Raw genomic sequence first — 24,192 nt, forward strand, 5'->3', positions numbered from 1 at the left:
GAGATATGGCCATTCCCCGGCCAGCGGGCGGTTCAGGAACTCGCCGACCCGCTCGTCGATACGCGCCCTTCGTGAAGAACCACCTGCGCGCCGTCGCGGCCGGGCTGGGCCTGCCCTACGAGCTGGTCTCGGGCGATCTCGAAGGGGTCAAGCAGGTGAATACCCCGGCTGCGGGCCGCTTCCCTATCGGCGTGGCGGTGGAGGCGGCGGGGAACGGCGTCACCAGCGTCGCGGTGCGGCTGGATGGGGTGGCGACGGCAGCGGCGTGATCGCGCGGGCAAATCGCGTTGGCGGCTACAACGCGTTCGCATTTCCGGTTTCGGCTGCCATTCCTCAATCCTACTCTCGGCCCGGAAGACGAATCTTTCGGGCCTTTTCATGGACGGCGGAACGACACGAACGGCAAAGGACCTCTCCCGCGAGGAGCTCTATGCGCTCGTATGGGAACGGCCGCTCAATCGTGTCGGCCCGGAACTTGGTCTCGACGGCCCGCGGCTCGCCAAGCTCTGCGACAAGCGCCAGGTGCCCTATCCGCCTCCGGGATATTGGCAGAAGAAGGCTTTCGGCCGCGCCCCTGCTCCAACGCCCTTGCCCGCGGAAGAGGTGGTTGCCGTAAAGGAACTCGCCCCTCGGACATCGCGCGCCCCGCGGTCAACCGCCGCAGCATCAAAGAAGTCTCCGGCGGTGGCGCGGCCGAAAGAGGCACGCGCACCTGAACCTCCGTCTATCACAGACGCCAAGGAGACCGAGAAGGACGACGGGCTGGATCCGCTCGACGGGCTGCACCCGAATTCAAGGCATGGATCGCGGAGCACAAGCGGGCGCAAAAGGAGCGCGCGCAGGAGAACCGGCGACGGAGGAACGACATCTGGTCCTGGGGCAAGTCCCTCCTGTACGATCTCACGCCGCGCGATCTGTATCGCTTCCGGGCCAGCAGCTCGCTCTGCCGCGCCATCGAGGTGGCGGGCGGCCGCGTCAAGGAGGCCGACATTCACGGCAAGCTGACCTTTAACGTCGGGAGTCGGGACATTGAGTGCATGGTGAAGGAGAAGATGTCTCGGCCGATCAGGCGACCGGAAGGTGAAGCCGCGAAGTGGACGGCCTATCCGCATCACCACAATTCGGGGCTGACCTCATCGGGATTCCTCAGGGCGCAGATCAGCACATGGCTTCCGGGCGAGCAGCCGCAGTGGATCGAGAGCCCGAGGAAGCCGTTCTCGCAGTTGATCCCGGCAATCGTGGAAACGGTGGTGGCGAGCGTTCCGCGCCTGATCGAGTGGGAGCGCAAGCGCGAAGAGGATCGCCGTCGCCATGAAGAGCAGGAGAGGCGCCGGTGGGAGTTGCGGCGGCTCAAGGAGATCGATGACGCGCGCTGGAGTCGCTTCCGGTCTGCGGCGACGAACTGGCAGGAGAAGCAGCTTCTCGATGCGTTCATCACTGAGCTTGAAGCGCGGCTGGCTTCCGAAGGGGATCATGCCATCGGGGAGAGGACGACCACCGAGTGGCTTGACTGGGCGAAGGACCGTGCCGCGGAGCTCGATCCTTTTGCCAAGGGGCTGGCCGGGCTGTTTCGCGATGTGCAGCGTCCGTGAGGGCCCATCATGCTTCGGCGCCGCGCCGTGGGGCGTGTTCCCCCTCGGCGTAGACCGCATCCGTGATGCGCTTCAACAGCACCGCGTGGTCAGCGAGGGCCGTGACATGGCCCCAGTTCACGTCCTCGGGGCTGACGAAGAAGTGGTCCTCGCTGGCGGCGCGGATGCGGTCGAGGGCCGCGTCAATCTCGGCCTTCCGCGCGACGAAGGCAGCGAGTGCGGCGTCGTTGGTCTTCGGCATAGGGTGGTCTCCCGTGGTGGTGTCGGGGACCATCAGGCTCGCGGGCGCGCCTCGATCAAGCGGAGAGTGCGCCGCGAGTCGGCGCCATTCGTTGACACACGGCGTCGGGGCTTTGTTGACACAGTGTTGACACGGGCGCGGAACGCAAAAGGCCTCCCGTTCGGGAGGCTCTTAAGCGGCTGTATTCTTTGGGGAATTTGGTTGCGGGGGCAGGATTTGAACCTGCGGCCTTCAGGTTATGAGCCTATATTCCAACGATTCCAATAAGATAGGGAAATCAGGCGCTTAGTGGACAAGTCTTTGGTTTTGCGCATTTTCCCAAGCAGCATTCGCCGGCATTCATGGGCATTCGCGCGTAAATCCGCTTCGAAACATGTAGTCGCGGGTTGATGTGGCGTTGAGGTAGCAGCTACGTACCGTGCTGCCGAAACTGATCGAAAACGAAGGATCATTCACGGCTTACGCGGTTTGATACGGACGATTCACAGGTCTTCGTCAATCCCCGCCGCACCGGACCGCCATGTCGCGCCTCGTTTCTCCCGACCTGCAGGGTCGCCTTTCGCAAGCAGTGCATTATGCTCGCGCTGCAGGGGGAACCGGACATGGCAACGAAAATTCTTGTGCTCGGCGGCGGCTTCGCCGGGATGTACGCGGCGAACCAAGTCAGGCGCAGGCTTGGCGCGAAGGCCCATGTGGAGGTCATCAGCCGCGACAACTACTTCGTCTTCCAGCCGCTTCTGCCCGAAGTCGCTGCCGGATCCATCGCGCCCTTGCACGCGGTCTCGCCGCTACGGGAATTGCTGAAGGGCGTATTCGTGCGCAAGGCACGCATCGAAAGCGTCGATTTCGACCGAAAGATCGTGACCCTCTTCCAGGGCGTGCAGCGCCGTCCGACGGAGGTGCCCTATGACCAGCTCGTGGTGGCACTCGGACAGGAGGTCGATCTCAGCCGTATGCCGGGGCTGACCGACCACGCACTGACCATGAAGACGCTCGAGGATTCGCGCCGCTTGCGGGCGCACGTGATCGAACGGCTCGAGCATGCCGAGATCACGCAATTGCCGGACGTGAAGCGCGGCGCGCTGACATTCACCGTGATCGGTGGCGGCTTTTCGGGGATCGAGACCGTGGGGGAGATGAAGGAACTCATCGACCGGTCTTTGCGTTTCTACCCAAATATCGACCCGTCGGAAGTGCGGGTCGTGGTACTGGAATTCGCCGGGCGCATTCTGGGCGAAATGCCAGAAAAGCTGGCCGACTATGCCCATCGCAACCTCGTCAAGCGCGGGATCGAGATCCAGACCGGCGTCGGCGTGGACTCGGCGACCGGCACGCAGCTTGTCACGACAGCGGGCGAGGTTATCGACACGCGCACTATCGTCGCCACCATCGGGAATGCACCGTCGCCGGTCGTGCTTCGGCTCGACCTGTCCATCGAGAAGGGCAAGATCGCCGTTGACCGGACCATGCGGGTTCAGGGCCGCGACGATGTCTGGTCGCTGGGCGATTGCGCGATGATCCCGATGAAGGACGGCGCCAGCGAGCGCAAGGATTTCGCGCCGCCGACCGCGCAGTTCGCGGTGCGCGAGGCACGGCAGGTGGCGGAAAACATCGCCGCGTCCATCGACGGCAAGCCGCTCGCGCCGTTCGTCTATGCCTCTCAGGGTGCGCTGGCTTCGCTAGGGGCGCGGCGCGGCGTGGCCGAAGTGCGCGGGATGCAATTCACCGGATTTGCCGCCTGGCTGCTGTGGCGCATGTATTACCTCGCTTTTCTGCCGGGGCTAGCCACACGGGCGCGGGTCCTGATCAACTGGATCCTCGACGGGCTGAGCCCGCGCAGCGTGGTGCACCTGCGGGCCGAGACGCCGCGCGATATCCGCCATCTTCATTACCGCGCCGGCGATCGGGTCTATGAGTTCGGGAACCGCGCCGACGGCGTCTACACGGTGATCGACGGCGCGCTGGAGGTGCGCCGCGTGAACGAAGACGGCAGCGAGACGACCCGGACCATCGGGCCGGGCGATCATTTCGGCGAGCGGATCCTGTTTGGTGAGACCCGGCGCGGCGCCACCGTGCGGGCCTTGGAAGACAGCAGGGTCATGGTTATCGACGAAGAGGCGTTCCTCAAGCTTGCCGAAGGCTTCGCGCCGCTGCAGGCGTATTTCAGCGACTATCTCCGCAATACCCATGGACTGGACTGGGAGCCGTCCAAGCGCCAAGCCGCCGAAAAGGCAGCCGAGTAGTACGGTCGATCCCTGCGTGTGCCCGCCGCTATCGGACAGACACCACCTTGCTTCCGGAAGACCACGCTCCATCCCCTGGATCTTCTAGTCCCCCTGTTCGTTCTTGAGCACGTCGTTCAGGCGGCGGGAGGCATTGATCATAGCCTGACCCATGGCATGCTCCTGCCCGAGCCCGCGCACAAACCATCTTCAGTGCGACCGGCCCACCGCGGACCTTCGGCGAGGTGACTGCCGCTGCACCGCGGCTCTACGCGATCTGCCAGTCATGCAGTATGCGGCATTCCTATGCCTGACGTGTGATGGTTCAGGAGTTTCCTACCCTTCCCCTTGGTGCGGCTCGGCTAAGGTCGGAGCGCAGGCCAACCAGCGGATGCGTTCAAACACACAGAAATTGACAATTGCGGCCGGGTCTCCTATCCACGCGTCGCTGCATGCGTGATGGCGTCATGGGTGCAGCTTCCATACATCCCCTGAGTTTCGTCCTGAACGCCCGGACGTGTCTTCTGCAATCCCGTGCAGGAGCCATCGTTGTGAGGCGATATCATGAGCCATGCTCCGATCTTGAAGCGCGCCCCGGCCCCGGCCCTGTCGCCCACAACGGCCGGCATGGTGCTTATGGCTGTCGCCATGCTCTTGCTCCCGGTTGGGGACACCTTCGCCAAGGTCCTGACTGGCGTCCTCGGCCCTCTCGAGGTCACCATGTGGCGCTTGCTGGCGCAGGGGCTATGCCTCGTGCCCATCGCCCTCGTGCTGCGGCGACGGCTGCGCGGGGCGATGTTCTCACCTGTCGTGGCACTGTCTGGGCTACTGGTAATGGTCACGCTGGGAAGCCTCGTGACCGCTTTCTCGGTCATGCCGATCGCCACGGCCATCGCGATCTTCTTCGTCGAACCGCTGATACTGACGTTGCTCGCCGGTCCGCTGCTGGGCGAGGTCGCCGGGCCGCGCCGGTATGCGGCCGTGGGCGTCGGTCTGCTGGGCGCGCTGATCGTGATCCGGCCGGGCTTTTCGACGTTCGGGCTGGCGACGCTGCTGCCGCTGGTCGCAGCCACGAGCTACGCGCTCAACATGGTCGTGCTGCGCCGCGCTTGCGCCAGGCGATCCGCGCTGACCGTGCAATGCGGGGCAACCGTCTATGCGGCACTCGGCATGGTCATCATCGTGGGCGGCGCAAGCGTCATGGGCGTGATGGAACTGGCGCCGCTGGTGCGTCCAGCCTGGACCTGGGGTGCGATCCTCGGCTGCGGCGCCTTCGCGGCGATGAGCTTCGTGCTGATCGCAGAGGCGTTCCGCCACGCCGATGCGACGACCCTCACGCCATTCCAGTATCTGGAGATCGTCGGCGCGACAGCCGCGGGGTATCTCGTGTTTTCCGAGTTTCCGGACGGCCTGACCTGGCTCGGCATTGCGATCATCCTCGGGTCGGGCACCTATATCGTCCACCGCGAGCGCCAGCGCGGCGCGCCTGTACCGCGTCACCGCCGTAACGGGCGATGACGTCCACGAGGGGTGTGTAGAAGTGACCAAGGCGTCAAGGACGGCCCAGAGCGGTCCTGATGGCTAATCGTGACGCCGCAGTGCGGCGTGCCCGAAACGGACACTGGGTCGTGCCGCAAGAATGCTTGGGCTCAATGGTTCTGCTGCCCCACGACATGCCTCGTCAGTGCAGATCCTGTCGCCCGCTTCTTCACCGATAAATACCAGAACGACATCGTTGAACCGCCTGGCGGTCGAATGGGTAGAATTCGGCGATCTGCGCCGTCTAGAGCGTGCCCCCGAAAAAAAGGACTGGTCCGGAATAACGCCGGTCTTCCTCCGTTGTCACAGGAACGTCACATGCTGATCCGCCGTGCTGGCGGAGACAGGGGTGGCCGTGGTTGCGTCAGCGAGGACAGACAATGACGAGTAAGAATACCAGGATTGTCGACCGGTCGCGTCCTGTCCCGCACGCCGACGCGAAAGTGAAGGCGCCGCGGATCATCCTGTATTCTCACGATACGCTGGGTTACGGCCATTTGCGACGCAACCTGCTCCTCGCCGGCGCCATCAAGAATTGCGTCGGCGCACCGGATATCCTCATGATTGCCGGGATGCGTGAAGCAGGCGCGTTTCCGCTGCCAGCCGGGGTCGATTGTGTCAATCTGCCCGCCTACGCCAAGGATGCGTGCGGCCAGTACGCGGCGCGGGATCTATCGATCGCCCTTGGCGACTTGCGCAAAATCCGCGCCGCGATGATCCGGGCGACCGTGGCGGCGTTCGAGCCCGACCTGATGATCGTCGACAACGTGCCGCGCGGTGCACAGTACGAACTCGATCCCGTGCTGAAATTCCTGCGCAAGACCGGCCGAACGCGGATCGTTCTTGGCTTGCGGGACGTGATCGACGACCCAGCGACCACACGGCGTCAATGGCTTCGCCAGCGCAATCTCGAAGCGCTCCGGGATTTCTATTCCGATATCTGGATTTATGGCGACCCCGACCTCTACGAGACGGCGTTCGAATACGGGATCACGTCCACGAACGCCGCACCGATCACCTACACCGGCTATCTCGACCAGAGCGACCGGCTGGGCACCGACGCGGCGCAACAGGCCCTGGCCGACGTCGTCGGGACCGATCCGCGGCCATATGTTCTTTGCTCGGTAGGCGGTGGGCGCGACGGGATCGCGCTGTGCGAGGCGTTCGCAACGACACGGTTGCCGGCCGGGCATCGCGGCCTTCTGATTACCGGGACACAGATGCCGACGCCGAACCGTCAGCGCATCGAAGCGTACGCAGCCACCCGCGAGAACCTGACCGTTGTCAGTTTCCTGCGCGATCCCATCGGCGTGGCGGCGCAAGCCGCTGCCATCGTAGGCATGGGTGGATACAACACGGCCACCGAAATGCTGTCGCTCGGACGTCCTACGCTGATCGTGCCGCGCGTCAGGCCGCGCGCGGAACAGGTGCTGCGCGCGTCCCTGCTGGCGGAGCGCGGCCTTGTGGACATGATGCATCCCGACAAGGTCACGTCCGAAGACCTCGCCGCCTGGCTTGGCGCTGCGATCACCCGGCCAAGGGTTGCTCCGGCCGGCTTGAACATGGGCGGGCTCGATCAGGTCCGCCAGTTGGCCGACGCCGCATTGTCCGATTCTGGCACGACGCTTCGCAAGATCGCCTGAACAGTCACATAAAGAGAAGGATACCCAGATGAACGCGCGCGCACCGGTGCCCAAGGTCGGCTATGTCGTCAAACGCTACCCGCGGTTTTCCGAGACCTTCATCGTCAACGAGATCCTCGCACATGAAGCTGCGGGAACTGCCGTCGAAATCTTTGCACTCCGGCCTGTGGAGGAGACCCATTTCCAGGATCGGTTGGCGCATGTCCGCGCGGCCGTGACGCGGTTGCCGGACAAGCAGCGGACCGCCGACGCGCTCTGGCGGCTGATGGGCCGCGCGCAGCATCTTCTGCCCGGCGTATGGACGGCTCTCGGCGACATGCGCGATGAATCCGAGCGCGATGTGGCGCAAGCGATCCTGCTGGCGATCGAGTGTCGCGCGCGTGGTGTCGATCATCTGCATGCGCATTTCGGAACGGTTGCCACGACGGTCGCACGGCTGGCGGCGACGCTGGCCGGGATCGGCTACAGTTTCACAGCCCATGCCAAGGACATCTATTTCGACTACGCCGAGAACGTGAACCTTGCCGCCAAGCTGCGCGACGCGCGGCATGTGGTGACGGTGTCGGATTTCAACGCCACGCACCTGCGAGAACGGTTCGGTCCCGATGCGGCAAAGGTCGTGCGGCTCTATAACGGTCTCGATCTGGATCAGTTCACTTACCGCGCGCCGCAGGCCGCAGCAGCGGACATAGTCGCCGTGGGTCGGCTGATCGAGAAGAAAGGGTTCAACATCCTGATCGAAGCCATCCGGCTGCTGCATGCCGGCGGCACGCCCGTGCGCTGCCGGATCGTCGGCGGTGGCGACGACCATGCCCATCTGGCAGCGCAGATCGCGTCAGAGGGGCTCGAGGATGCCGTCGAACTGATGGGCCCGCGCCCGCAATCCGAGGTGGTCGCGATGATGCGCGCCGCGGCCGTTCTGGCATGCCCCAGCATCACCGGCCGGGATGGCAATCGGGACGGGCTGCCGACCGTTTTGCTGGAGGCGATGGCCCTGGGAACGCCGGTGATCGCCACCGACGTGACGGGCATTCCAGAACTCGTGCGGGACGGGCATACGGGCCTCTGCGTGCCCGAAGGCGACCCGGTGGCCTTGGCCGATGGGCTGGCACGCCTGCTCGGTTCCCCCGATCTGCGCCGGCAACTGGCGGTGGCCGGGCGTCGCACGATCGAAGCGGAATACAACATCACCGCCAACGCAGCGGTCTTGCGGTCGCTGTTCTTTGACACGGCACCCGGAACAGCCCGCCGATCGGAGGTGGCGTGATGCGTATCGCTCATGTCTGCACCGACCCGGGCATCCCGGTGTTCGGGACCAAGGGGGCGTCGATCCATGTGCAGGAGATCCTGCGCGCCTTTCTGCGTCGCGGCGATGATGTGACGGTGATCTCACCGCGCCTGCACGATGCTCCGCCGGACGACCTGCGTGGCTTGACGTGCTGCGCGCTGCCGCTGGCACCGAAAGACGCCGATGCCATGGCGCGGGCAGACTGGGCGCTGGACACCAATGACCGGGTCGAAGCCTTGCTGGCCGAGACTGGCCCGTTCGATCTGATCTACGAGCGCCACGCGCTGTATGCACACGGCGCGATGGAAGCGGCAGCGGCACGGGGCATCCCGTCCGTGCTGGAACTCAATGCACCGCTGATCGAAGAACAGGACCGGCATCGAGGGCTTGTACGCCGCGACGCGGCCATCGACAGCGCCCGGCGTGGGTTTGCCGCCGCGGGCCATGTGGCCGCCGTCTCGCAGGGTGCAGCGGCCTATGCGCTGGATCACGGGGCACCGCCGCACCGGGTGGCGGTTGTCCCCAACGGCGTGAATCCGGCCCGGTTCCCGAGGACCGATCGCGCGACCGGGCCGTTTACCGTGGGATTTCTGGGCACGCTGAAACCCTGGCACGACACCCCCACGCTGATCGAGGCCTTTGCGTTGCTGCGCGCGGGATGCGCGCCGGATGCAAGATTGCTCGTCGTCGGGGATGGACCGGACCGGGGCCGCATCGAGGCGCGGCTCGATGCGCTCGGGCTGGCCGATGCTGCGCATCTGACGGGGGCCGTTCCGGCGTCGGACGTGGCGGGCTGGCTGGGCCGGATGCATGTGGCGGTGGCGCCCTACTCCGCCGCACAGCCATTCTATTTCTCGCCGCTCAAGATCTATGAATACATGGCCGCAGGGCTGCCCGTGCTGGCCAGCCGGGTCGGTGACCTGCCGCAGGTTCTGGATGGCGGTCGGCTTGGCCTGCTTGTCGAACCAGACGATCCCGCCGCGCTGGCACATGAACTCGCACGCCTGGCACGGGATGCGACGCTCTGTGCCGCACTCGGCAGGAATGCGCGGGCGCATGTTCTCGAACATCGGACGTGGGACGCGGTCGCGGATCGCGTGATCGCGGCGGCCCAACCCGCCACGTGGGTGGCGTGATGGCCGGGCGTCGACCCGACACGATCGCAACGGCACTGCCGGGGCTGCGGCGGGTGATCCTGCGCTTCGCGCCGTATCTGCGCCCGCACCGGGCGGTGCTGGCGGGTGCGACCGGCGCGCTGATCGGTGCCACGCTGATGCGGCTGCTGGAACCCTGGCCGTTGAAATTCGTGATCGACCGCGTGGTGCCGTCGTCCGTGGCGGGCGGGGGCGGATCCGGCGTCGCGGCCATCGACGGTCTCGACCCGATGACGCTGCTGGCGCTCTGCGCTTCGGGGCTCGTGGCTGTCATCGCGCTCAGGGCCGTGTTCCAGTATCTCGCGACCATCGGCTTCGCCATTGTCGGGAACCGGGTTCTGACAGACGTGCGCGGCGCGCTCTTCCGGCACATGCAGGGTCTTTCGCTGGCTTTTCACAGCCGCGCGCGCACCGGCGATCTCACGACGCGGCTGATCGGCGACGTGGGCATGCTGAAGGAAATCATGGTCACCGCAGCACTGCCGCTCGTCGCTAATGCGCTGGTTCTGGTCGGCATGCTGGGCGTTATGCTGTGGCTCGACTGGCAGCTCGCGCTGATCGCGCTGATCCCACTGCCGCTGTTGTGGTTCGGATCGGTGCGTGTGGGCAGGAAAATCCAGACCGTCAGCCGCAAGCAGCGCAAGCTGGAAGGCGACATGGCCGCAACCGCCGCCGAGGCGATGGCCGGCATGCGCACCGTGCAGGCACTCGCGATCGAGGACCGCGCGGCACAAAGCTTCGACGGCGCGAACCGCAAGAGCCTGCAAGACGGGGTGAAGGCCAAGCGGCTTGCCGCGGGGCTTGAACGGGGTGTCGATCTTCTGGTGGCGCTTGCGACGGCCCTGGTGCTGTACTTCGGTGCGCTTCAGGTGCTGCGCGGGCGGATCACGCCGGGCGACCTGATCGTGTTCATCACGTATCTCAAGGCGACGTTCCGCCCGATCCGCAGCTATGCGAAATACACCGCCCGCCTGGCCAAGGCGAGTGCGGCGGGGGAACGGGTCGTCGAACTGCTGGATGAATTGCCCGACATCCGTGACACGCCCGAAGCGCGCCCCGCACCAGACCTGCGCGGCGAGGTCGCTTTCGAGGCTGCGGCATTCAGCTACGGCAGGGGTGCGCCGGTGTTGGGCCCGATCACGGTGCATGTCGCCCCCGGCACGCGCGTGGCCCTGACCGGGCCGTCCGGAGCGGGCAAATCCACGTTGTCGGGGCTGATGCTGCGCCTCTACGATCCGACGGCAGGCCGCGTGTTGTTCGACGGAACCGACATCCGCGACTTCACTGTCGAAAGCCTGCGACTGCAGACCAGCCTTGTGCCGCAGGAGACGCTGTTGTTTCGCGCCACACTGGCCGAGAATATCGCGCTCGGGGCCGGGCGTGCCGTCACACGGGCCGAGATCGAAGATGCGGCGCGGCGCGCAAACGCACATGACTTCATCGTCGCGCTGCAGGACGGGTACGATACGCAGGTCGCCGAACGCGGGGCCACCTTGTCGGCGGGGCAACGCCAGCGCATCGCCATCGCAAGGGCCGTGTTGCGCCGCAGCCCGATCCTTATCCTGGACGAACCGACCACCGGACTGGATGGCGCCAACGAGGCCGCGGTAGAAGACGCAATCTGGCGGCTGGCCAAGGGCCGCACGACCTTTTGCGTGACCCACGATCTGGGCCTCGCGGCGCAGGCGGATCGCATCCTGTATCTCGACGGCGGCAAGCTGGTCGAGGACGGCAGTCACGCGGAACTCGTGGCCCGGAACGGCGCCTATGCGCGGCTTTGGCGCATCCAGACGAACGGCATGGAGGCTTATCATGCTTTCACAGGCTGATCTTGCCGTCTGCGCGCGCGACCCCGATCTTCCGGGTCTTGCCCTGATGCTCGACGCGACCGGACTGGAATGCCGCGCCGGGCTGGGGTCGCTGACGCCGACCTATCTGCGCTACAAACCACAGACCAGTTGCGCTGCAGCGTTCTTCACCGCGGACGGGCGCGCGATCGCCGCCTATGCCTTTACCCCCGAGAGATACGCCGAGGTGCGCACACGTCCGAAATGGCGTGCCGATCCCGACGTTCAGTTGTGGGACGACGTGTGCCTCGCGATCATCCCGGCGCAGCGCGACCGGTCCTTGCGCGCGTTGCGACACCTGTTCGACCCGCGGCGTGAGCCAAAGCTTTTCCGGGGACTGCTCGGGAAGCAGGCCGCACGGCGGGTGACCGGAATAACCCTTTTGCGCTACAAGCCTGATCGCAGGCTCGTGGCGCGGCTCGACGGGGAGGGCGGACCGTTGGGGGCCATGAAGATCATGTCCCGCGCCGGGTTTCCGCAGGCGCTGGCCGGTGCGAGCGGGTCCGAGGCACGTGGCGGCGCGCGGCTTCTGGGGGCCGATGGTGCCAGATGCGCGATCGTGACAGAGTGGATCGACGGAAATCTTCTTTGCCCGGTGAACGCGATCGAAATCCCGGATGCCGAGGCTGTCGTCGCAACCGGCCGCGCATTGGCCAGCCTTCATGCGGGTGGGTTCCGGTCCGCGTTCCGCCAGTCACCGGTCCGGGAGGCCATGGCACGCGGCGAGATAGTTTCCTTTCTGTCCGAACTGCACCCCGAGCTTGGTCAACTGGCGACGGTCGTCGCCAGGCAACTTGGGCGCGCGCTGGCGCAGCATGACCCCGACCGCACGCTGATCCACGGGGATTTCAGTGCCGATCAGGTGGTCATGCGGAACGGGCAGCCGGTGATCCTTGACTGGGACCGCGCCACGTTGGGCGACCCGGCGATGGATGCGGGATCTTTCCTGGCCCGGCTCGATGCCCAGGTCATCAGAGGGGCGTGTCCGGTCGATAAGGCGGACGCCATGAGCGATGCGCTGTTGGCCGGATATGCCGCGACGGCGGGCGCTGCTCCACGGGGCCTTGCGCTGCGGCAGGCGCATGGCTTGCTGATGCTGGCGACGGAACCGTTCCGAGATCGTGATCCGCACTGGCAGGACCGCACCGCGGCGCTTCTGGACCGGGCCGCGCGCCTGCTCGATCAGCCGCGCGCGCGATGCCCGGCCGGGTCCGTGCTGCAACACGCGCTCGATCCGGACCGCGCGGAGTCGGCGCTGGCCGCTCTGCTGCGACCGGGTGCCGGGGACCTGGAACTTGTCGCGCCACCCGAGTTGATCCGCTTCAAGCCCGGTCGGCGCGCCATTGTTCGGTATGACCTGCGGCAGGGCGGCCCGGTTGGCGGGGCCGCCAGTATGCTGGGAAAGATACGATTCAAGGGCCTCGACAAGCGGACCCCAAAGCTGCACCGCGCCTTGCGCCGGGCTGGTTTTGACGGGTGCGCTGGTGTGGGCGTTCCATCCGTCGTAGGCGAGATCCCAGCTTTCGGCATGTGGCTCCAGGAGCGCGTCATCGGTACAAGTCTGGCGGAGTTCCTGACACCAGACGCCGCGACGGACCCGTTTGCGCGCACCGGCGCGGCGCTCGCGCGGCTGCATGCGGCACCGGTCACTCCCCCGCGCAATTGGTCCATGACCGACGAATCCGACATACTGGACCGTGCCCTTGCACGGACCGCCGCCGCGCGCCCGTCCGACGGCGGGATCTGCGCAGCCATTGCCGCCGCGGCGCGTGCGCGGCTTGCGACCCTTCCGCCCGCCGACCAGCGCGGCATCCACCGCGATTTCTACTTCGACCAGGTGATCGTCGCACCGATATGTGTCTGGCTCGTCGATCTGGATCTTTTTGCACGGGGCGACCCATCCATAGATCTTGGAAACTTCCTGGCGCATCTGGATGAGTTCGGCTTGCGGCAGCACGGCGACAAGGCGGCCTTCGCGCGGCACGGCACCGCGTTTCTCGATGGCTACGCATCGGTGCGCGCCTTGCCTGCCGACACGCGGATTGCAGTACTGCGTGCCGTATCGCTTGCGCGCCACATCGATATCAGCCGCCGTTTCGCGGACCGACGGCACACCACCGATCGGCTGATCGCACATGCAGCGGCGGCGCTGCTGGACAAATCGCAACACGAAAGGGCCATGCCATGATTCTCGTTACAGGGGGCGCGGGTTTCATCGGAAGTCATCTATGCGCCGAGCTTCTCGCGGAAGGGCACGATGTCACCGTGCTAGACAGTCTGGTCACGGGTCATGCAGAAACGACCGACCGCGTGCGCCGGATCACGGGTCGCGCGCCGACGCTCATTGTCGGGGACGTGCGGGATCGTCTGCTTCTGAAGCAACTCCTGAGAAATGGCTGCACAGCGGTACTGCATCTCGCCGGTCTGAAAGCGGTCGGCGCATCGGTCAGGGACCCGGCGAGCTACTACGATGCCAATGTCGCCGGTGCAGCCTCGCTTTTGTCGGCGATGCATGCCAGCAACGTTCGAAAGCTGATCTTCAGTTCGTCAGCGACTGTCTACGGAACGCCGCAACATCTGCCGATCAAGGAGGAGCACCCTCGTGATCCCGTCAATCCATACGGTCGCAGCAAGTTCATGATCGAGGAAATCCTGCGCGACCTTGCACTCAGCGACGACGCTTGGTCGATCTGCGCGCTGCGGTACTTCAACCCTATCGGCGCGCATGAAAGCGGGCTGATCGGCGAAAACTCCAACGGCCTCCCCGGCAACTTGATGCCCCTCGTGTTGCAGACGGCGATCGGGCAGCGGACCCATGTGCGTGTGTTTGGCAACGACTACCCGACACCGGACGGGACGGGCGTTCGCGATTACCTTCACGTCTGCGATCTTGCACGCGGCCATGTCGAAGCGGTAAATCGCCTGGAGCCGGGATTTTCGGCCTACAACCTCGGCCGCGGAGAAGGTGCGAGCGTGCTCGACGTAATAGCGGCCGTTCGCTCGGTCTCCGGGTGTCGGGTGTCTTACAGGGTCGAAGCGCGTCGGCCCGGTGACGTTGCAACCTATGTCGCTGACCCTCGGGTCGCCGCCGAGAAATTGAATTGGCGCGCCGAGCGCGACCTCCGGACAGCGGCCCGCGACGCCTGGCGCTGGCAGATGACCAACCCGGATGGATATGGCCCGCCTTCGCACCGCTTGTCGGCAAGCTGAGCCAGCACGAGGAACGTGACATCATGGTACCGTGTCACACGTTGGGAGTAGGTGCATTGGGAGCGACATTGAACGATCGGTTAGCTTTATCTTTGCAATGGCTATGCCGCACCGCCGCAAGTCCGCTCTCCGCCCGACGTGACGAATGCCGCACCTGCGCAGGTCGGGTCTTCGTCCATGGCAACAGCGCTGACGACATTATACCGAAAGGCGACCAAGAGCACTTCGCAAGATTTCCACCGGGCTATATGCAACCCGTGTCTCTGATGCGACTGTCGCCTGGTCGGATCTGGGCTCACAGCCACCCCGCGTCCCTAAGCGCGGGTTGGAAAGAGCGGCCAACAGGGACCGTCCGCCCGTCCACAAGCCGCAGGAACCAGCGCTGCCCGTTGCGCGTGGCCGCCTCCACGGCGTCCTCGGCGACCCACCAAGAGCGGTGGACCCGGCGACCATGACCCTCGAGTTCACGAGCCGCATCCTCCATCCGGCACAGGATCATCTCGGTGCCACCAGTGGTGTGAACCACGAGGTAATGGTCCTGCATTTCGAGGCACAGCAACCGGCCCGGAAGGGGCCCCCGCAGCCGGGCGAGGAACAGCGGCGGGCCGATAGCTGGCGCGTCGGTCGCACTTGCGCGACCCTGAACTTGCGGTGCCGCGCTTTTGTCCATGAACGATCGCTTAGCGGCAGCATCCTCGTGCTGCGCAGCCCAAGCATAGGCGGGAAGCGAGATCGCCGCGAGCAGCACCAGCACCTTCCAGTAGATACCTCCGACTGACGCAGGCCAGCCGATCCCCGACAGCCCATTCGCCAGAACGACCACCCCCGTGGCCGGGATCGATACGAGCAAGGCCCCCAGCAGCGGCACGCTGAGGTGCGGAACGGGCAGATGCGCCGAGGCCAGGCCATCGACGCGGCGGATGCCGGTATCGGCCAGCGCCCAGTTGAGCGACACCACCGCCAGCCAGTACCCTATTCTCGGGATCACGAGCAATTCGTAATACGTGCCGAACGGGCCGATCAACCCCAGCACCAGGCCCACCCCCAGCGGCGCCATCAGGCGCAGGCCAATATCCCGGATCCGTTCGCGCATCGTGAGCGTACCCTATCACGCCGCTGGCGCATTCCCCGGGCCGTTCCCGCAACATTCATCGACCCGTTGCAGCGCTGCACGCTAGCCCGGCATCGTCACCCACGACAGACGAGGACATTCGACATGACGGACACAATCCTGATCCTGCACATTCTGGCGGGGTTCACCGCCCTCGCCATGGCCGGCGCAGCCCTTGGCACGCGCAAGGGCAGCCGCTGGCATCGCCGCGCGGGCAACATCTATGTTCTATCCATGCTCGCCGTCACGCTGACGACCTTCGCGCTGATGGCGATCCGGCCGAACCTGTTCCTGTTCGTGATCGGCATCTTCAGCTTCTATCTGGTGTTCACGGGCTGGCGCGCCGCGATGCTGCGCGACGGCAAGCCGCGGATCGCCGATCATCTGGTTGGTGGCGCAATGGCCCTCACGGGGGTCGCGATGCTGGGGCTCGGTGCGCTGGGTCTTGTGGGCGACGGCGGCGCACAGCCGGTCATCCTGCTGGTCTTCGGCTCCATCGGGCTGACACTGGCCCTGTCGGACTGGCGCGACTGGCGGGCGGGGCCGATCACCGGCAAGGCGCGGATCGCACGGCACCTGTCGCGGATGCTGGCAGGCACCATCGCCACGGTCACCGCCGCGGTGGTGGTCAATCTCGGCTTCCTGCCAGCGCTGGTCACATGGCTGGGGCCAACCGCACTGATCACACCCTTGATCGTCTGGTGGAACGCCCGCGTGATGCGAGGCGCTGGGCGCAACGTCTAAGCGCTGCACCTGAAGGCCCGACGACATTCGGCTCATCGGGAAAATCACCATTGCAAACACACCGCCGATCGACGCTGACGTGCCACGCACACCCGGCGCACGCCCGGTCGACGGCCAGGAAGGAAGGATTTGAGAATGGGGCTGCCACAACGTGTTTTCTACCCGGTCCACGAGGCCGCCGCACGCTGGGGATGCATGATTTCAGACATCGCAGGCTGGGCCGCGATGAACAAACTCAAGATCGTCACCGGCATTCCGCACGTCGCGTGCGGGGACGGGCATGTCGCGGGACTGGTGCGGATCGAGCCGACGGATATCCTGCCAGTGTTTCGGTCATGCGGCACCGGCCCGCATGCAGCGCGGTTGCGTCGGGTTCAGCCGCTTGAGGCAAAGGAGTGGCTCTATATCACGGCACCCGAGAATGGCGTCGAAGTGGCCGTTGCGGACCTGATGATCCTCGGGCCTGAGGTGAAGCGGTTCGAAAATACCAACGATCTCTTCGACCGTATCGCCAGTGGCGCAGGGCTTCGGGATGATGGCGATTATGACTGGTCGGCGATGCATGTGGAGATTGTCCGCCGGGTCTTCGAAGAGGGCTTGCCCGTATCTCAGGGCGCCTGGATCCGCGAACTGCAGGACTGGTTCGCGTCCCGAACGGACGACGGAACGTTTCCGGACGAAAGCTCCATCCGTACGCGACTGATCCCGATCCTCAAGGCGCTGAAGTTCAAGCACCCCAAGCGCTGAGGATCACCGCCCGACCGTCCGCGCGGGCGCCTCCCCCGGGTTCGGGTCGGCAGGCGACGCCGGCGCGTCGGGCGTATCACTGCTGTGGACCAGCCGTGGCTTGGGTCGGAAGGCGCTGGCCACGGCCCCCACGCCCGCGCGCAGCGGCGAGTCCATCAGATGGGCGTAGCGCTGGGTCGTCTGCATCTGGCTGTGGCCCAGCAACTTGCCGATCATCTCGAGCGAGGCACCGCCGCTGACCAGCAAGGACGCGAAGGTTTGGCGCAGGTCGTGGATCCGCACATCTGGGATATCCACCTCGGTCTGGATGCGCCGCCAGAACCGGCGCACCTCCTGCACCGGCTGGCCCGGCACGTCCCCCGGAAACAGCCATGGCGCGCCCGAGACGACCGCGGCGCGGCGCTGACGCACGATGGCCGCGGCCTCGTTCGAGATCGGTACCCGGTGGACACGGCGCTGCTTGGTCGTCGCGGCAGGCTTGGTCCAGACCAGATGCTCGAGGTTGAAATCCTCGAACCTTGCCTGACGCACCTCGCCGACCCGAGCGCCCGTCAGCATGCACAGGCGGATGATGTCCGCGGCGCGCCCGTCCTCGGCCGCGTCGAGCGCCTGCGCAAGACGCGCGATCTCGTCATGCGAGAGGTACCGCTCGCGCGGGGTCTCTATCCGTCGGCGGAACCCCATCGCCGGGTTGTCTGCGCGCCAGCCCCATTTCACCGCATAGGCGAACATCTTGCGCACGACCTCTCCGACGCGGTTGGCCCGGACCGGCGTGGGACGCGCAGGCTTCAGCTTGCGGGCGCGGTTGTTGGGCTTGGCCTTCGCCGGGCGCGCCCGCCCTTCGGCCACTTTGGTCAGCAGGCGTTCCACATCCAGAGGTGTGACCTCGGTCACCAGCATGCTGCCCCACGCGGGTGTGATGAACTTCTCCATCATCGACCGCTGGTCGGCGGCGTTCAGCTTCGCCAGATGCGGCAGGTGCAGCTCGGAATACCGGGTGATGAGGTCACGCACGCGGGGCGCGTCGCGGGTTGCATCCCGCGTGGCCAGCGGATCGCCGCCGGCATCGATCTCGCGGCGCAGGGCCTTGGCCCGCTCCCGCGCGGCAGACACGCCCCATTCCGGCCAGCGCGCGAAGGTCATCCGCCGCTGCCGCCCCGCGTGGCGATAGTCGAGCGTGAAGGCCCGGCCCCCGCCGCGGTACACGCACACGGCGAAGCCGCGCACCTCCGTGTCGAAGATCTGGTAGTCCCGCCCCGCGGCGGGCCCGGCCTCGCGCAGCACCTTCTCGGTCAGCTTCTGTCTGTTCCCCATGCGTACCCTCGTTCCTGGCCTCGTCATGACGCGTAGGTCGGGACCGTTATCAAGTAGAACATGGCCAGCGGAGTTTCGGGGTGGAGCGGGGTGGGACGGGGTGGAACGCTGAGGGCGGATCGCCTCCACCCCCTGCCTTTACTGGCGATCGGGCAGTTCTGTCGCGCGGCGGGTCCGATTGGCGCCATGTCGCGACCAGCCTGCCAGCGCGTGAAGATCGTGGGACCCGGCTGACCACACCTGAATTCCGGCAAGTGTCCAATGAACGCGCAGGGGAATGCGGGCGTCTGACTGGTTCCACCCCCGGTTTGTCACCGAATGCCCGCTACGCTGCTGCACATCCGCGACCGTGTCGCCGAGTGCTGCCAACGCCGAGCACACAGCCAATTGCCGCACCGCAGCATGCCTGACCGCCCGCGACGGCCAAATGGCGGCATCGTCAATAAAACAAGGGGGTGGAATGCCATGGCAATTCTCATTCCACCCCGCTCCACCCCGTTCCTCCCCCCTACCCTGATCGATCTGCCTGAATGCTCGCCAGCACTGACCCGCATCGGGTCGCAACACTGGAGGCACGACATGCAGAAACTTTCCAACACATCGGACGCCGCGCCGGCCCAGGGCGGGCTCCTGGGCGGCTGGATCAGTCGCCGTGCGCTGGCCGACGAACTTGGCGTCACCGAGGACACGCTGCGCCGCTGGGACGCGGCCAGGTCGGGGCCACCCTGCATCCGCGCGGGGCGCAAGATCTTCTATCGGCGCAGCGCGGTGCTGGACTGGCTCGAGGAGCAGGACACGCGCGCGCCCCGCGGCCGGGGTCGGCGCCAGGGCCGGGGAGGCCGTCGATGACCCTGCAGGATATCCGTCGCCTCCATCGTCCCGCCCAGGATGACAGCTGGCCGAATGACCGTGTCCGCGAGGCCCGCGCGGTTATTGCCGATGTCGCACATCACTCCGATCACCTGATCCGGCTCGCCTGCGATGTGCTGGTCCGCCACGGCGAAAGCGCGGCCGAGCGGCGTGATGCGCGGGCGCTGCTGTTCGTGATCGACGGACGGCGGCCTCTGCGCCAGCGGCACGACCGGCACGACCCACGCGACGATCGTGACCGCGGAACTGCGCAGCGCGCCGGGGTGCGGTCATGAAGCGGCGTGGCACCCCCGAGGCCGATCTGCAGCGTGCGGTCGTACAGGCGCTGCGCATCGCCCTGCCCCGCACCGCCATTATCCATCACTGCGCCAACGAAATGACCGAGCCCGGCCCGCGCGGGGCGAAGCGCCAGGCGATCCTGGTCGGCATGGGGGTCCATCGTGGCTTTGCCGATCTGATGGTGCTCTGCGACGGGCGCGTGCTGTTTCTGGAGTTGAAATCTCCCGTCGGCCGGCTCAGCGCCTCGCAGGTGGCGTTCCGCGATGCCGTCCTGGCGCAGGGCTTCGGCTGGGCGCTGGTGCGCAGCCACGACGATGCGCTGGGCGCTCTGGTCGATCACGGGTTCACGACGCGCGTGGTGCGGGCCGGGGCGGCGGGCGCCCAGCGCGACGCCGACCAGCCCCAGACGATCGCACCGGCACGGAGGGCGACGCCATGAGCCATGCCGCCACCAACTGGGCCATCCAGCAGCGCGGGCTGAAACCCACGACCAAGATCGTGCTCTGGCATCTCGCCGACAGGTTCAACCCGGACTTCGGCTGCTTTCCGTCGCAGGACCGCCTCGCCCATGATTGCGAGATCAGCCGCTCCACCCTGAACGCGCATCTTGCCCTACTGGAAGCGGCCGGGCTCCTGCGGCGCGTGCCGCGCATCCATCCCGTCACCCGGCGGCAGATGCCCACCCGCTACATCTTGGGTTTTGAGCCCGGCTTCACACCACCTGATCCCGACCCGTGTCCGAAATCCGGACACTAACCCTGTAAGGGAACCACTAAGAGAACCTGTAAAGGCGCAGGCGGGTGCGCAGGCGCCTCACGCCGTGCCCGACGACCTCCTGGCCGACCTGCTCGGCGCGCTGGGCTTTGATCCCGACGGCCACCTGCCCGGCTTGTGGCAGGGCGCGCCGCCCCGGGCCCATCTCCGCCGCTGGCGCGATGACCTCGGGCTCAGCGCGGAGCAGATCATCCGGGTGGCCAAGGAAACCCGCAAGGAACACCCGACCCCGCCGGACGGACCCAGGGCGCTCGATCGGGCCATGGAACGGGCCGTACGGCGAAAATCGGGCATCGGTTCGCCAGCCAGTAGGCCGGGAAATGCCATGTGCGGCCGCAGGAGCGGCAAGTCGGCCTCGTCGGAAGCACTGCCCGGCGCGGAGGCCGTGACGGCGTTCTATGCAGAGCTGGTGAACTCCGACCGGTTCCTGCCCGCCAGCATGATCAGCAACACGATCCGGGACCTTCTGTTGGCCAGCGGGCTGGTCACCGCCGGGCGCCTCCGCAAGCGAGGCATCGCATGAGCCGGGTCGACCGCAGGATGGACCGCCGAACCGCCGGGCAGCGCGGATCGTCCGGCACAGCCCAGCGCGCCATGTCGGTCCAGCAGGCGCTGGAATGGGCCTTTCGGGTCGAGAAGGCCCAGCTGTTCTTACCCGAGCACCCGGGTCGCAATCGCGGCGACGATGTCGGTACCGGGTTCGGGATGGAATACGTTCTGCTGCAGCGCGCGGAACTCGGCTGCCGCGTCGATGGCGGGCGGCACAAGATGGGCAGCTACACCCATCCGGATGCCGAGGTGATCGCTGCCACGGTCGCAGGCATGCCGGACGAGCTTGGCGGCTTGCGGATGGCGATCCGCGTGGCGGAACTGGCGCGCGCCGGACTCACCCCGGACTGGATGCCCGGCGCAGTATCCCGTTGCGTGCCGGTCGACATCCGCGAGAATCAGAACGGCGTGCGCGCCGTCACCGCGGTGGTAGGCACCGAGCTAGTGTTCTCCCGCGGCAAGTGGCGCACCGTGGACATCCTCGCTTGCCCCGTCACCTGGCGGCCCCATCCGGAGCAGATCGCATCGGCCCGCCGGGCCTATTACGATTGGTGGCACGCGCTGGGCTGGGTACGCGATGGGTTGGTCGGGAGCAGCATGCTGCGCGAGGTGGTGGTGACGGCGGTCATGCCGAAGTGGCGGCCGTGGCTCGGCCGATGACATCCACGGGCTTCGCGCGAAAAGACGGCATCTCGGCATGTGAGCTGTTGTTCGCCGCGCTGAAGGGGGCGCGCCGGTACATCGTGGACGTGGTCCTGCGGACCCGATAGCAATCCGGAGCGCACGGAATGGGAGACGACGATGGGGCCGATCGCGACAGGGCTGCTGATGGGGATCGCCGGGACTGCGGCGATGGACGTGCTGGCATTTGCACAGGCGCGTACCGGCGTCGCGCCCGCGCCGAACTGGGCGATGCCGGGCCGCTGGGCAGCCCATGCGGCGCGGGGCCGGGTGTTTCACGACGACATCGCCGCCGCTGCGCCGGTGGCGGGCGAGCTGCGGCTGGGCTGGGCGTTCCATTACGCGGTCGGGATCGTCTATGGCGTGGTCTTCGCTTTGCTGGCCGGGCCGGGCTGGCTGGCCGCGCCGAGCTTCCTCCCGGTGTGGCTGTTCGCGCTGGCGACCATCGCGGCGGGGTGGTTCCTGCTGCAGCCCGGCATGGGGCTGGGCTGGGCGGGAGCGCGGACGGAGGCACCGTGGACGGGCCGGGCAAGGGGCCTTCTGGCGCATACCGCCTTCGGGTTGGGAATGTGGGCGGCGGCGGTCGCGGCGGCCTGAGGGGCGGGAAGTCGGGTTTCGCGGCACCTGCAAGACCATCTTGTCACAGACATGAAAGCGGCCATTATAGCTCGGGTTCAACGCCCCCCATGCTGCAACCATCCACCAAGGTCAGCAACGCGCAGGAATCGGACATTGCAAAGCGACAAAATTTGATGAAACTGTTGCGTAACGACGGCGCAGCTTAACCCCCAGTTCCTACGTTGCGCTTAGCTTATACGAAGAATCAACATCCGCAAGGAAATTATGCAAAACGAACTACCACCCGATTTCGACCAAGCCCTCAGATTTCAAAATGAAGACTTGGATGTCGAGTTCAAGCGAACCCTTCCGATAAACGATAACGTTGGGAAAGCAAAGCTTGCGAAGGAAATCTGCGCTTTGGCAAATCATGGCGGTGGGTGGATCGTCTTGGGACGCGAAGATGACGGTTCCTATCCAGACGAGCTCCCTGCTGAGATTTCCGACGTCGGCCAAGATCAGATAAATCAAATCTCGGCTGCCTACTTGCAACCACCACCACACTGCAGCGTAAGCATGCGACAGCCTGATGGAGTGGATTTCTCTATACCGGTCATTTGGGTTTCCTCGTGTGGTACGTCACCAGTTTGTGGTAAGAAGAACGGCCCAAATGATGAACGCGGGCGCACTCAAGGTGTCGCGAAAGGTGTCCATTATATTCGCAAGGCAGGACCTGTTTCTGCAGGGATTGAGACCCCGGATGAGTGGCAAGACGTTATCAGACGCTGCGTACTGGCCGACAAAACGTCATTACTTGCCGCTGTATCGACGATGATCGAGGAACCCCGACCTGCACTGGAGACCGAAGCGAAAAAGGCATTCGACGCGGACTTTGAACACACAGTTACGCTGTGGAAGCAGGAGGCTCAGGAGCATCCGTATGAGATTGACCTTGCGAATAGTTTTGTGGCCTATGGCTTTCAATTAGTTGATGCGGAGCCGGTGGCGACTCACGAGCTAACCGAGTGTTTACGGAGTCGTCCGCACGAGGCACGCGGCGGCTATACCTTCTTCGAGAACAGCCACAGTTCGCCCTATCGACCATTCATCTTAGAGGTTGCGGACCGTGATGGCCTCGAAGTTCACGTAAATACCGCGGAATTCGATCATCGAGCGATCTGGCGGCTTACCGAGGGACTGAGCGGAACAGAAGTCGTCTCGTATTGGGAAGACACTGAATGGATAAAGGATGCCGTCGAAAGTAACTCTTCACGCAAATGGGAGCGAGGTCAACACATTTGGATTGCGCAGCAAATTGCATACGCAAACAGCTTCCTCGCAACTTTGAAATACATCGCGGATTACTTCGACTTTTCTGGTGACGTCCAAATACGTGTTCTCTTCAGTGGACTGAGCGGTCGAAATCTCAAGTCCACTCGCATCAGTGTCTACTACAGCATGGACTACAAAGCCCACCAGAACACAAAGCAAGTTGACTTTGTCCTTAACGTTGCCGACCTGGCTGCCGAAACGCGAAGCTCAGTCATCGCGTCGATCATTCAACCGATGAACAAGCTCACCCAGGGACCAACTGTTACCGCAGAAAGCGTCATCCGTGCGCTCGAAGCGAACTGACGCCTTCGTTAAGTTGATTTTAGACTAGCTTTTTTTATTGAGACTGTGAAACTCCGGCTGCAGCCATGGCTCTTGGACCTAGTGCCGTCGTTTCAGCTTTCTCAAATGTTGGCTCGCTCTGCACGTCGGCCAATTAGTTCAGGCTGAACAAACTTCTGGCTGGCCGCTCTGACGATTGCCGCGACAGTTTTCAG

23 protein-coding genes are annotated in these 24,192 nt (G+C 65.4%); 20 read left to right on the forward strand and 3 right to left on the reverse strand.

Features of this window, described 5'->3' with window-relative positions; genetic code table 11:
• Both DDE13_RS23450 and DDE13_RS17200 read left to right on the forward strand, forming a co-directional pair.
• A partial coding sequence (locus tag DDE13_RS23450; RefSeq protein ID WP_235868749.1) for a phage portal protein occupies nucleotides 1-269 on the forward strand: 269 nt, incomplete at its 5' end.
• Between the two features lie 768 nt (nucleotides 270-1,037).
• Nucleotides 1,038-1,592 carry a hypothetical protein gene (locus tag DDE13_RS17200; protein WP_162631060.1) on the forward strand — a complete coding sequence of 185 codons (555 nt, stop codon included), beginning with the start codon at nucleotides 1,038-1,040 and terminating at the stop codon, nucleotides 1,590-1,592.
• A 7-nt stretch (nucleotides 1,593-1,599) separates the two neighbouring features.
• Here DDE13_RS17200 and DDE13_RS17205 read toward each other — a convergent pair whose 3' ends face one another.
• Nucleotides 1,600-1,833, reverse strand: a complete 234-nt coding sequence (locus DDE13_RS17205; protein WP_111405513.1) for a hypothetical protein — start codon at nucleotides 1,831-1,833, stop codon at nucleotides 1,600-1,602.
• Nucleotides 1,834-2,435: 602 nt separating this feature from the next.
• Here DDE13_RS17205 and DDE13_RS17210 point away from each other — a divergent pair.
• The 8 genes from DDE13_RS17210 (at nucleotide 2,436) to galE (ending at nucleotide 14,736) form a co-directional block, all read left to right on the forward strand.
• Nucleotides 2,436-4,076, forward strand: a complete 1,641-nt coding sequence (locus tag DDE13_RS17210) for an FAD-dependent oxidoreductase (RefSeq protein ID WP_111405528.1) — start codon at nucleotides 2,436-2,438, stop codon at nucleotides 4,074-4,076.
• A gap of 543 nt (nucleotides 4,077-4,619) precedes the next feature.
• The gene (locus DDE13_RS17215) at nucleotides 4,620-5,573 is read left to right on the forward strand and encodes a DMT family transporter (protein ID WP_235868750.1); all 954 of its coding nucleotides are present in this window, start codon (nucleotides 4,620-4,622) and stop codon (nucleotides 5,571-5,573) included.
• Between the two features lie 464 nt (nucleotides 5,574-6,037).
• Entirely contained in the window at nucleotides 6,038-7,237 is a 1,200-nt protein-coding gene (locus DDE13_RS17220; protein WP_162631061.1) for a glycosyltransferase family protein, read from the forward strand.
• A gap of 28 nt (nucleotides 7,238-7,265) precedes the next feature.
• Nucleotides 7,266-8,504: a glycosyltransferase gene (locus DDE13_RS17225; RefSeq protein ID WP_111405515.1), complete on the forward strand. Its 1,239-nt coding sequence runs from the start codon at nucleotides 7,266-7,268 to the stop codon at nucleotides 8,502-8,504.
• A complete protein-coding gene (locus DDE13_RS17230) occupies nucleotides 8,504-9,661 on the forward strand; it encodes a glycosyltransferase family 4 protein (RefSeq protein ID WP_111405516.1) in 1,158 nt (385 codons plus the stop codon). Before DDE13_RS17225 ends, DDE13_RS17230 begins: the two co-directional genes overlap by 1 nt.
• Entirely contained in the window at nucleotides 9,661-11,508 is a 1,848-nt protein-coding gene (locus DDE13_RS17235) for an ABC transporter ATP-binding protein (RefSeq protein ID WP_111405530.1), read from the forward strand. The genes DDE13_RS17230 and DDE13_RS17235 overlap by 1 nt, the downstream gene beginning before the upstream one ends.
• Nucleotides 11,492-13,714, forward strand: coding sequence for a phosphotransferase (locus DDE13_RS17240; RefSeq protein ID WP_162631062.1), 2,223 nt, complete (start codon nucleotides 11,492-11,494; stop codon nucleotides 13,712-13,714). Before DDE13_RS17235 ends, DDE13_RS17240 begins: the two co-directional genes overlap by 17 nt.
• Complete coding sequence (gene galE, locus DDE13_RS17245) at nucleotides 13,711-14,736, forward strand: UDP-glucose 4-epimerase GalE (RefSeq protein WP_111405518.1); 1,026 nt, start codon at nucleotides 13,711-13,713, stop codon at nucleotides 14,734-14,736. The genes DDE13_RS17240 and galE overlap by 4 nt, the downstream gene beginning before the upstream one ends.
• A 295-nt stretch (nucleotides 14,737-15,031) precedes the next feature.
• Here the strand turns inward: galE and DDE13_RS17250 are convergent, their stop codons facing one another.
• Entirely contained in the window at nucleotides 15,032-15,829 is a 798-nt protein-coding gene (locus tag DDE13_RS17250; RefSeq protein WP_111405519.1) for a LytTR family DNA-binding domain-containing protein, read from the reverse strand.
• Nucleotides 15,830-15,952: 123 nt separating this feature from the next.
• Between DDE13_RS17250 and DDE13_RS17255 the strand changes: the two genes are divergently transcribed.
• Both DDE13_RS17255 and DDE13_RS17260 read left to right on the forward strand, forming a co-directional pair.
• Nucleotides 15,953-16,591 carry a hypothetical protein gene (locus tag DDE13_RS17255; RefSeq protein WP_111405520.1) on the forward strand — a complete coding sequence of 213 codons (639 nt, stop codon included), beginning with the start codon at nucleotides 15,953-15,955 and terminating at the stop codon, nucleotides 16,589-16,591.
• A gap of 225 nt (nucleotides 16,592-16,816) precedes the next feature.
• Nucleotides 16,817-17,338: a hypothetical protein gene (locus tag DDE13_RS17260; protein ID WP_235868751.1), complete on the forward strand. Its 522-nt coding sequence runs from the start codon at nucleotides 16,817-16,819 to the stop codon at nucleotides 17,336-17,338.
• Between the two features lie 3 nt (nucleotides 17,339-17,341).
• Here the strand turns inward: DDE13_RS17260 and DDE13_RS17265 are convergent, their stop codons facing one another.
• A complete protein-coding gene (locus DDE13_RS17265) occupies nucleotides 17,342-18,652 on the reverse strand; it encodes a tyrosine-type recombinase/integrase (RefSeq protein WP_111405522.1) in 1,311 nt (436 codons plus the stop codon).
• A gap of 579 nt (nucleotides 18,653-19,231) precedes the next feature.
• Here DDE13_RS17265 and DDE13_RS17270 point away from each other — a divergent pair.
• The 8 genes from DDE13_RS17270 (at nucleotide 19,232) to DDE13_RS17300 (ending at nucleotide 23,998) form a co-directional block, all read left to right on the forward strand.
• Nucleotides 19,232-19,501 carry a helix-turn-helix transcriptional regulator gene (locus DDE13_RS17270; RefSeq protein ID WP_111405523.1) on the forward strand — a complete coding sequence of 90 codons (270 nt, stop codon included), beginning with the start codon at nucleotides 19,232-19,234 and terminating at the stop codon, nucleotides 19,499-19,501.
• Nucleotides 19,498-19,797 (forward strand): hypothetical protein, encoded by a 300-nt coding sequence (locus tag DDE13_RS17275; RefSeq protein ID WP_235868752.1) that lies wholly within the window; start codon nucleotides 19,498-19,500, stop codon nucleotides 19,795-19,797. Before DDE13_RS17270 ends, DDE13_RS17275 begins: the two co-directional genes overlap by 4 nt.
• Entirely contained in the window at nucleotides 19,794-20,240 is a 447-nt protein-coding gene (locus DDE13_RS17280; RefSeq protein ID WP_111405524.1) for a VRR-NUC domain-containing protein, read from the forward strand. The genes DDE13_RS17275 and DDE13_RS17280 overlap by 4 nt, the downstream gene beginning before the upstream one ends.
• Nucleotides 20,237-20,557 carry a helix-turn-helix domain-containing protein gene (locus DDE13_RS23680; RefSeq protein ID WP_328587849.1) on the forward strand — a complete coding sequence of 107 codons (321 nt, stop codon included), beginning with the start codon at nucleotides 20,237-20,239 and terminating at the stop codon, nucleotides 20,555-20,557. Before DDE13_RS17280 ends, DDE13_RS23680 begins: the two co-directional genes overlap by 4 nt.
• Nucleotides 20,558-20,621: 64 nt before the next feature.
• The gene (locus tag DDE13_RS23685) at nucleotides 20,622-21,098 is read left to right on the forward strand and encodes a hypothetical protein (RefSeq protein WP_328587850.1); all 477 of its coding nucleotides are present in this window, start codon (nucleotides 20,622-20,624) and stop codon (nucleotides 21,096-21,098) included.
• Nucleotides 21,095-21,784: a hypothetical protein gene (locus tag DDE13_RS17290; protein WP_394340309.1), complete on the forward strand. Its 690-nt coding sequence runs from the start codon at nucleotides 21,095-21,097 to the stop codon at nucleotides 21,782-21,784. Before DDE13_RS23685 ends, DDE13_RS17290 begins: the two co-directional genes overlap by 4 nt.
• A 141-nt stretch (nucleotides 21,785-21,925) precedes the next feature.
• Nucleotides 21,926-22,402, forward strand: coding sequence for a DUF2938 family protein (locus DDE13_RS17295; RefSeq protein ID WP_111405526.1), 477 nt, complete (start codon nucleotides 21,926-21,928; stop codon nucleotides 22,400-22,402).
• Nucleotides 22,403-22,648: 246 nt separating this feature from the next.
• Nucleotides 22,649-23,998, forward strand: a complete 1,350-nt coding sequence (locus DDE13_RS17300) for an AlbA family DNA-binding domain-containing protein (RefSeq protein WP_111405527.1) — start codon at nucleotides 22,649-22,651, stop codon at nucleotides 23,996-23,998.
• The last annotated feature ends 194 nt before the right edge of the window (nucleotides 23,999-24,192 follow it).

Origin of the sequence: Meridianimarinicoccus zhengii (assembly GCF_003254465.1) — a bacterium.
Taxonomy (GTDB): Bacteria; Pseudomonadota; Alphaproteobacteria; order Rhodobacterales; family Rhodobacteraceae; genus Meridianimarinicoccus; species Meridianimarinicoccus zhengii.

Excerpts from the sequence above, each read along its gene's own strand:
- DDE13_RS17210 (WP_111405528.1), top strand. The coding sequence starts at position 2,436 with ATGGCAACGAAAATTCTTGTGCTCGGCGGCGGCTTCGCCGGGATGTAC.
- DDE13_RS17235 (WP_111405530.1), top strand. The coding sequence starts at position 9,661 with ATGGCCGGGCGTCGACCCGACACGATCGCAACGGCACTGCCGGGGCTG.
- DDE13_RS17200 (WP_162631060.1), top strand. The coding sequence starts at position 1,038 with ATGGTGAAGGAGAAGATGTCTCGGCCGATCAGGCGACCGGAAGGTGAA.
- DDE13_RS17225 (WP_111405515.1), top strand. The coding sequence starts at position 7,266 with ATGAACGCGCGCGCACCGGTGCCCAAGGTCGGCTATGTCGTCAAACGC.
- DDE13_RS17215 (WP_235868750.1), top strand. The coding sequence starts at position 4,620 with ATGAGCCATGCTCCGATCTTGAAGCGCGCCCCGGCCCCGGCCCTGTCG.
- DDE13_RS17250 (WP_111405519.1), bottom strand. The coding sequence starts at position 15,829 with ATGCGCGAACGGATCCGGGATATTGGCCTGCGCCTGATGGCGCCGCTG.
- DDE13_RS17275 (WP_235868752.1), top strand. The coding sequence starts at position 19,498 with ATGACCCTGCAGGATATCCGTCGCCTCCATCGTCCCGCCCAGGATGAC.
- DDE13_RS17205 (WP_111405513.1), bottom strand. The coding sequence starts at position 1,833 with ATGCCGAAGACCAACGACGCCGCACTCGCTGCCTTCGTCGCGCGGAAG.
- DDE13_RS17280 (WP_111405524.1), top strand. The coding sequence starts at position 19,794 with ATGAAGCGGCGTGGCACCCCCGAGGCCGATCTGCAGCGTGCGGTCGTA.
- DDE13_RS17290 (WP_394340309.1), top strand. The coding sequence starts at position 21,095 with ATGAGCCGGGTCGACCGCAGGATGGACCGCCGAACCGCCGGGCAGCGC.
- DDE13_RS17255 (WP_111405520.1), top strand. The coding sequence starts at position 15,953 with ATGACGGACACAATCCTGATCCTGCACATTCTGGCGGGGTTCACCGCC.
- DDE13_RS17300 (WP_111405527.1), top strand. The coding sequence starts at position 22,649 with ATGCAAAACGAACTACCACCCGATTTCGACCAAGCCCTCAGATTTCAA.
- DDE13_RS17265 (WP_111405522.1), bottom strand. The coding sequence starts at position 18,652 with ATGGGGAACAGACAGAAGCTGACCGAGAAGGTGCTGCGCGAGGCCGGG.
- DDE13_RS17240 (WP_162631062.1), top strand. The coding sequence starts at position 11,492 with ATGCTTTCACAGGCTGATCTTGCCGTCTGCGCGCGCGACCCCGATCTT.
- DDE13_RS17270 (WP_111405523.1), top strand. The coding sequence starts at position 19,232 with ATGCAGAAACTTTCCAACACATCGGACGCCGCGCCGGCCCAGGGCGGG.
- DDE13_RS17230 (WP_111405516.1), top strand. The coding sequence starts at position 8,504 with ATGCGTATCGCTCATGTCTGCACCGACCCGGGCATCCCGGTGTTCGGG.
- DDE13_RS17260 (WP_235868751.1), top strand. The coding sequence starts at position 16,817 with ATGAACAAACTCAAGATCGTCACCGGCATTCCGCACGTCGCGTGCGGG.
- DDE13_RS17295 (WP_111405526.1), top strand. The coding sequence starts at position 21,926 with ATGGGGCCGATCGCGACAGGGCTGCTGATGGGGATCGCCGGGACTGCG.
- galE (WP_111405518.1), top strand. The coding sequence starts at position 13,711 with ATGATTCTCGTTACAGGGGGCGCGGGTTTCATCGGAAGTCATCTATGC.
- DDE13_RS23680 (WP_328587849.1), top strand. The coding sequence starts at position 20,237 with ATGAGCCATGCCGCCACCAACTGGGCCATCCAGCAGCGCGGGCTGAAA.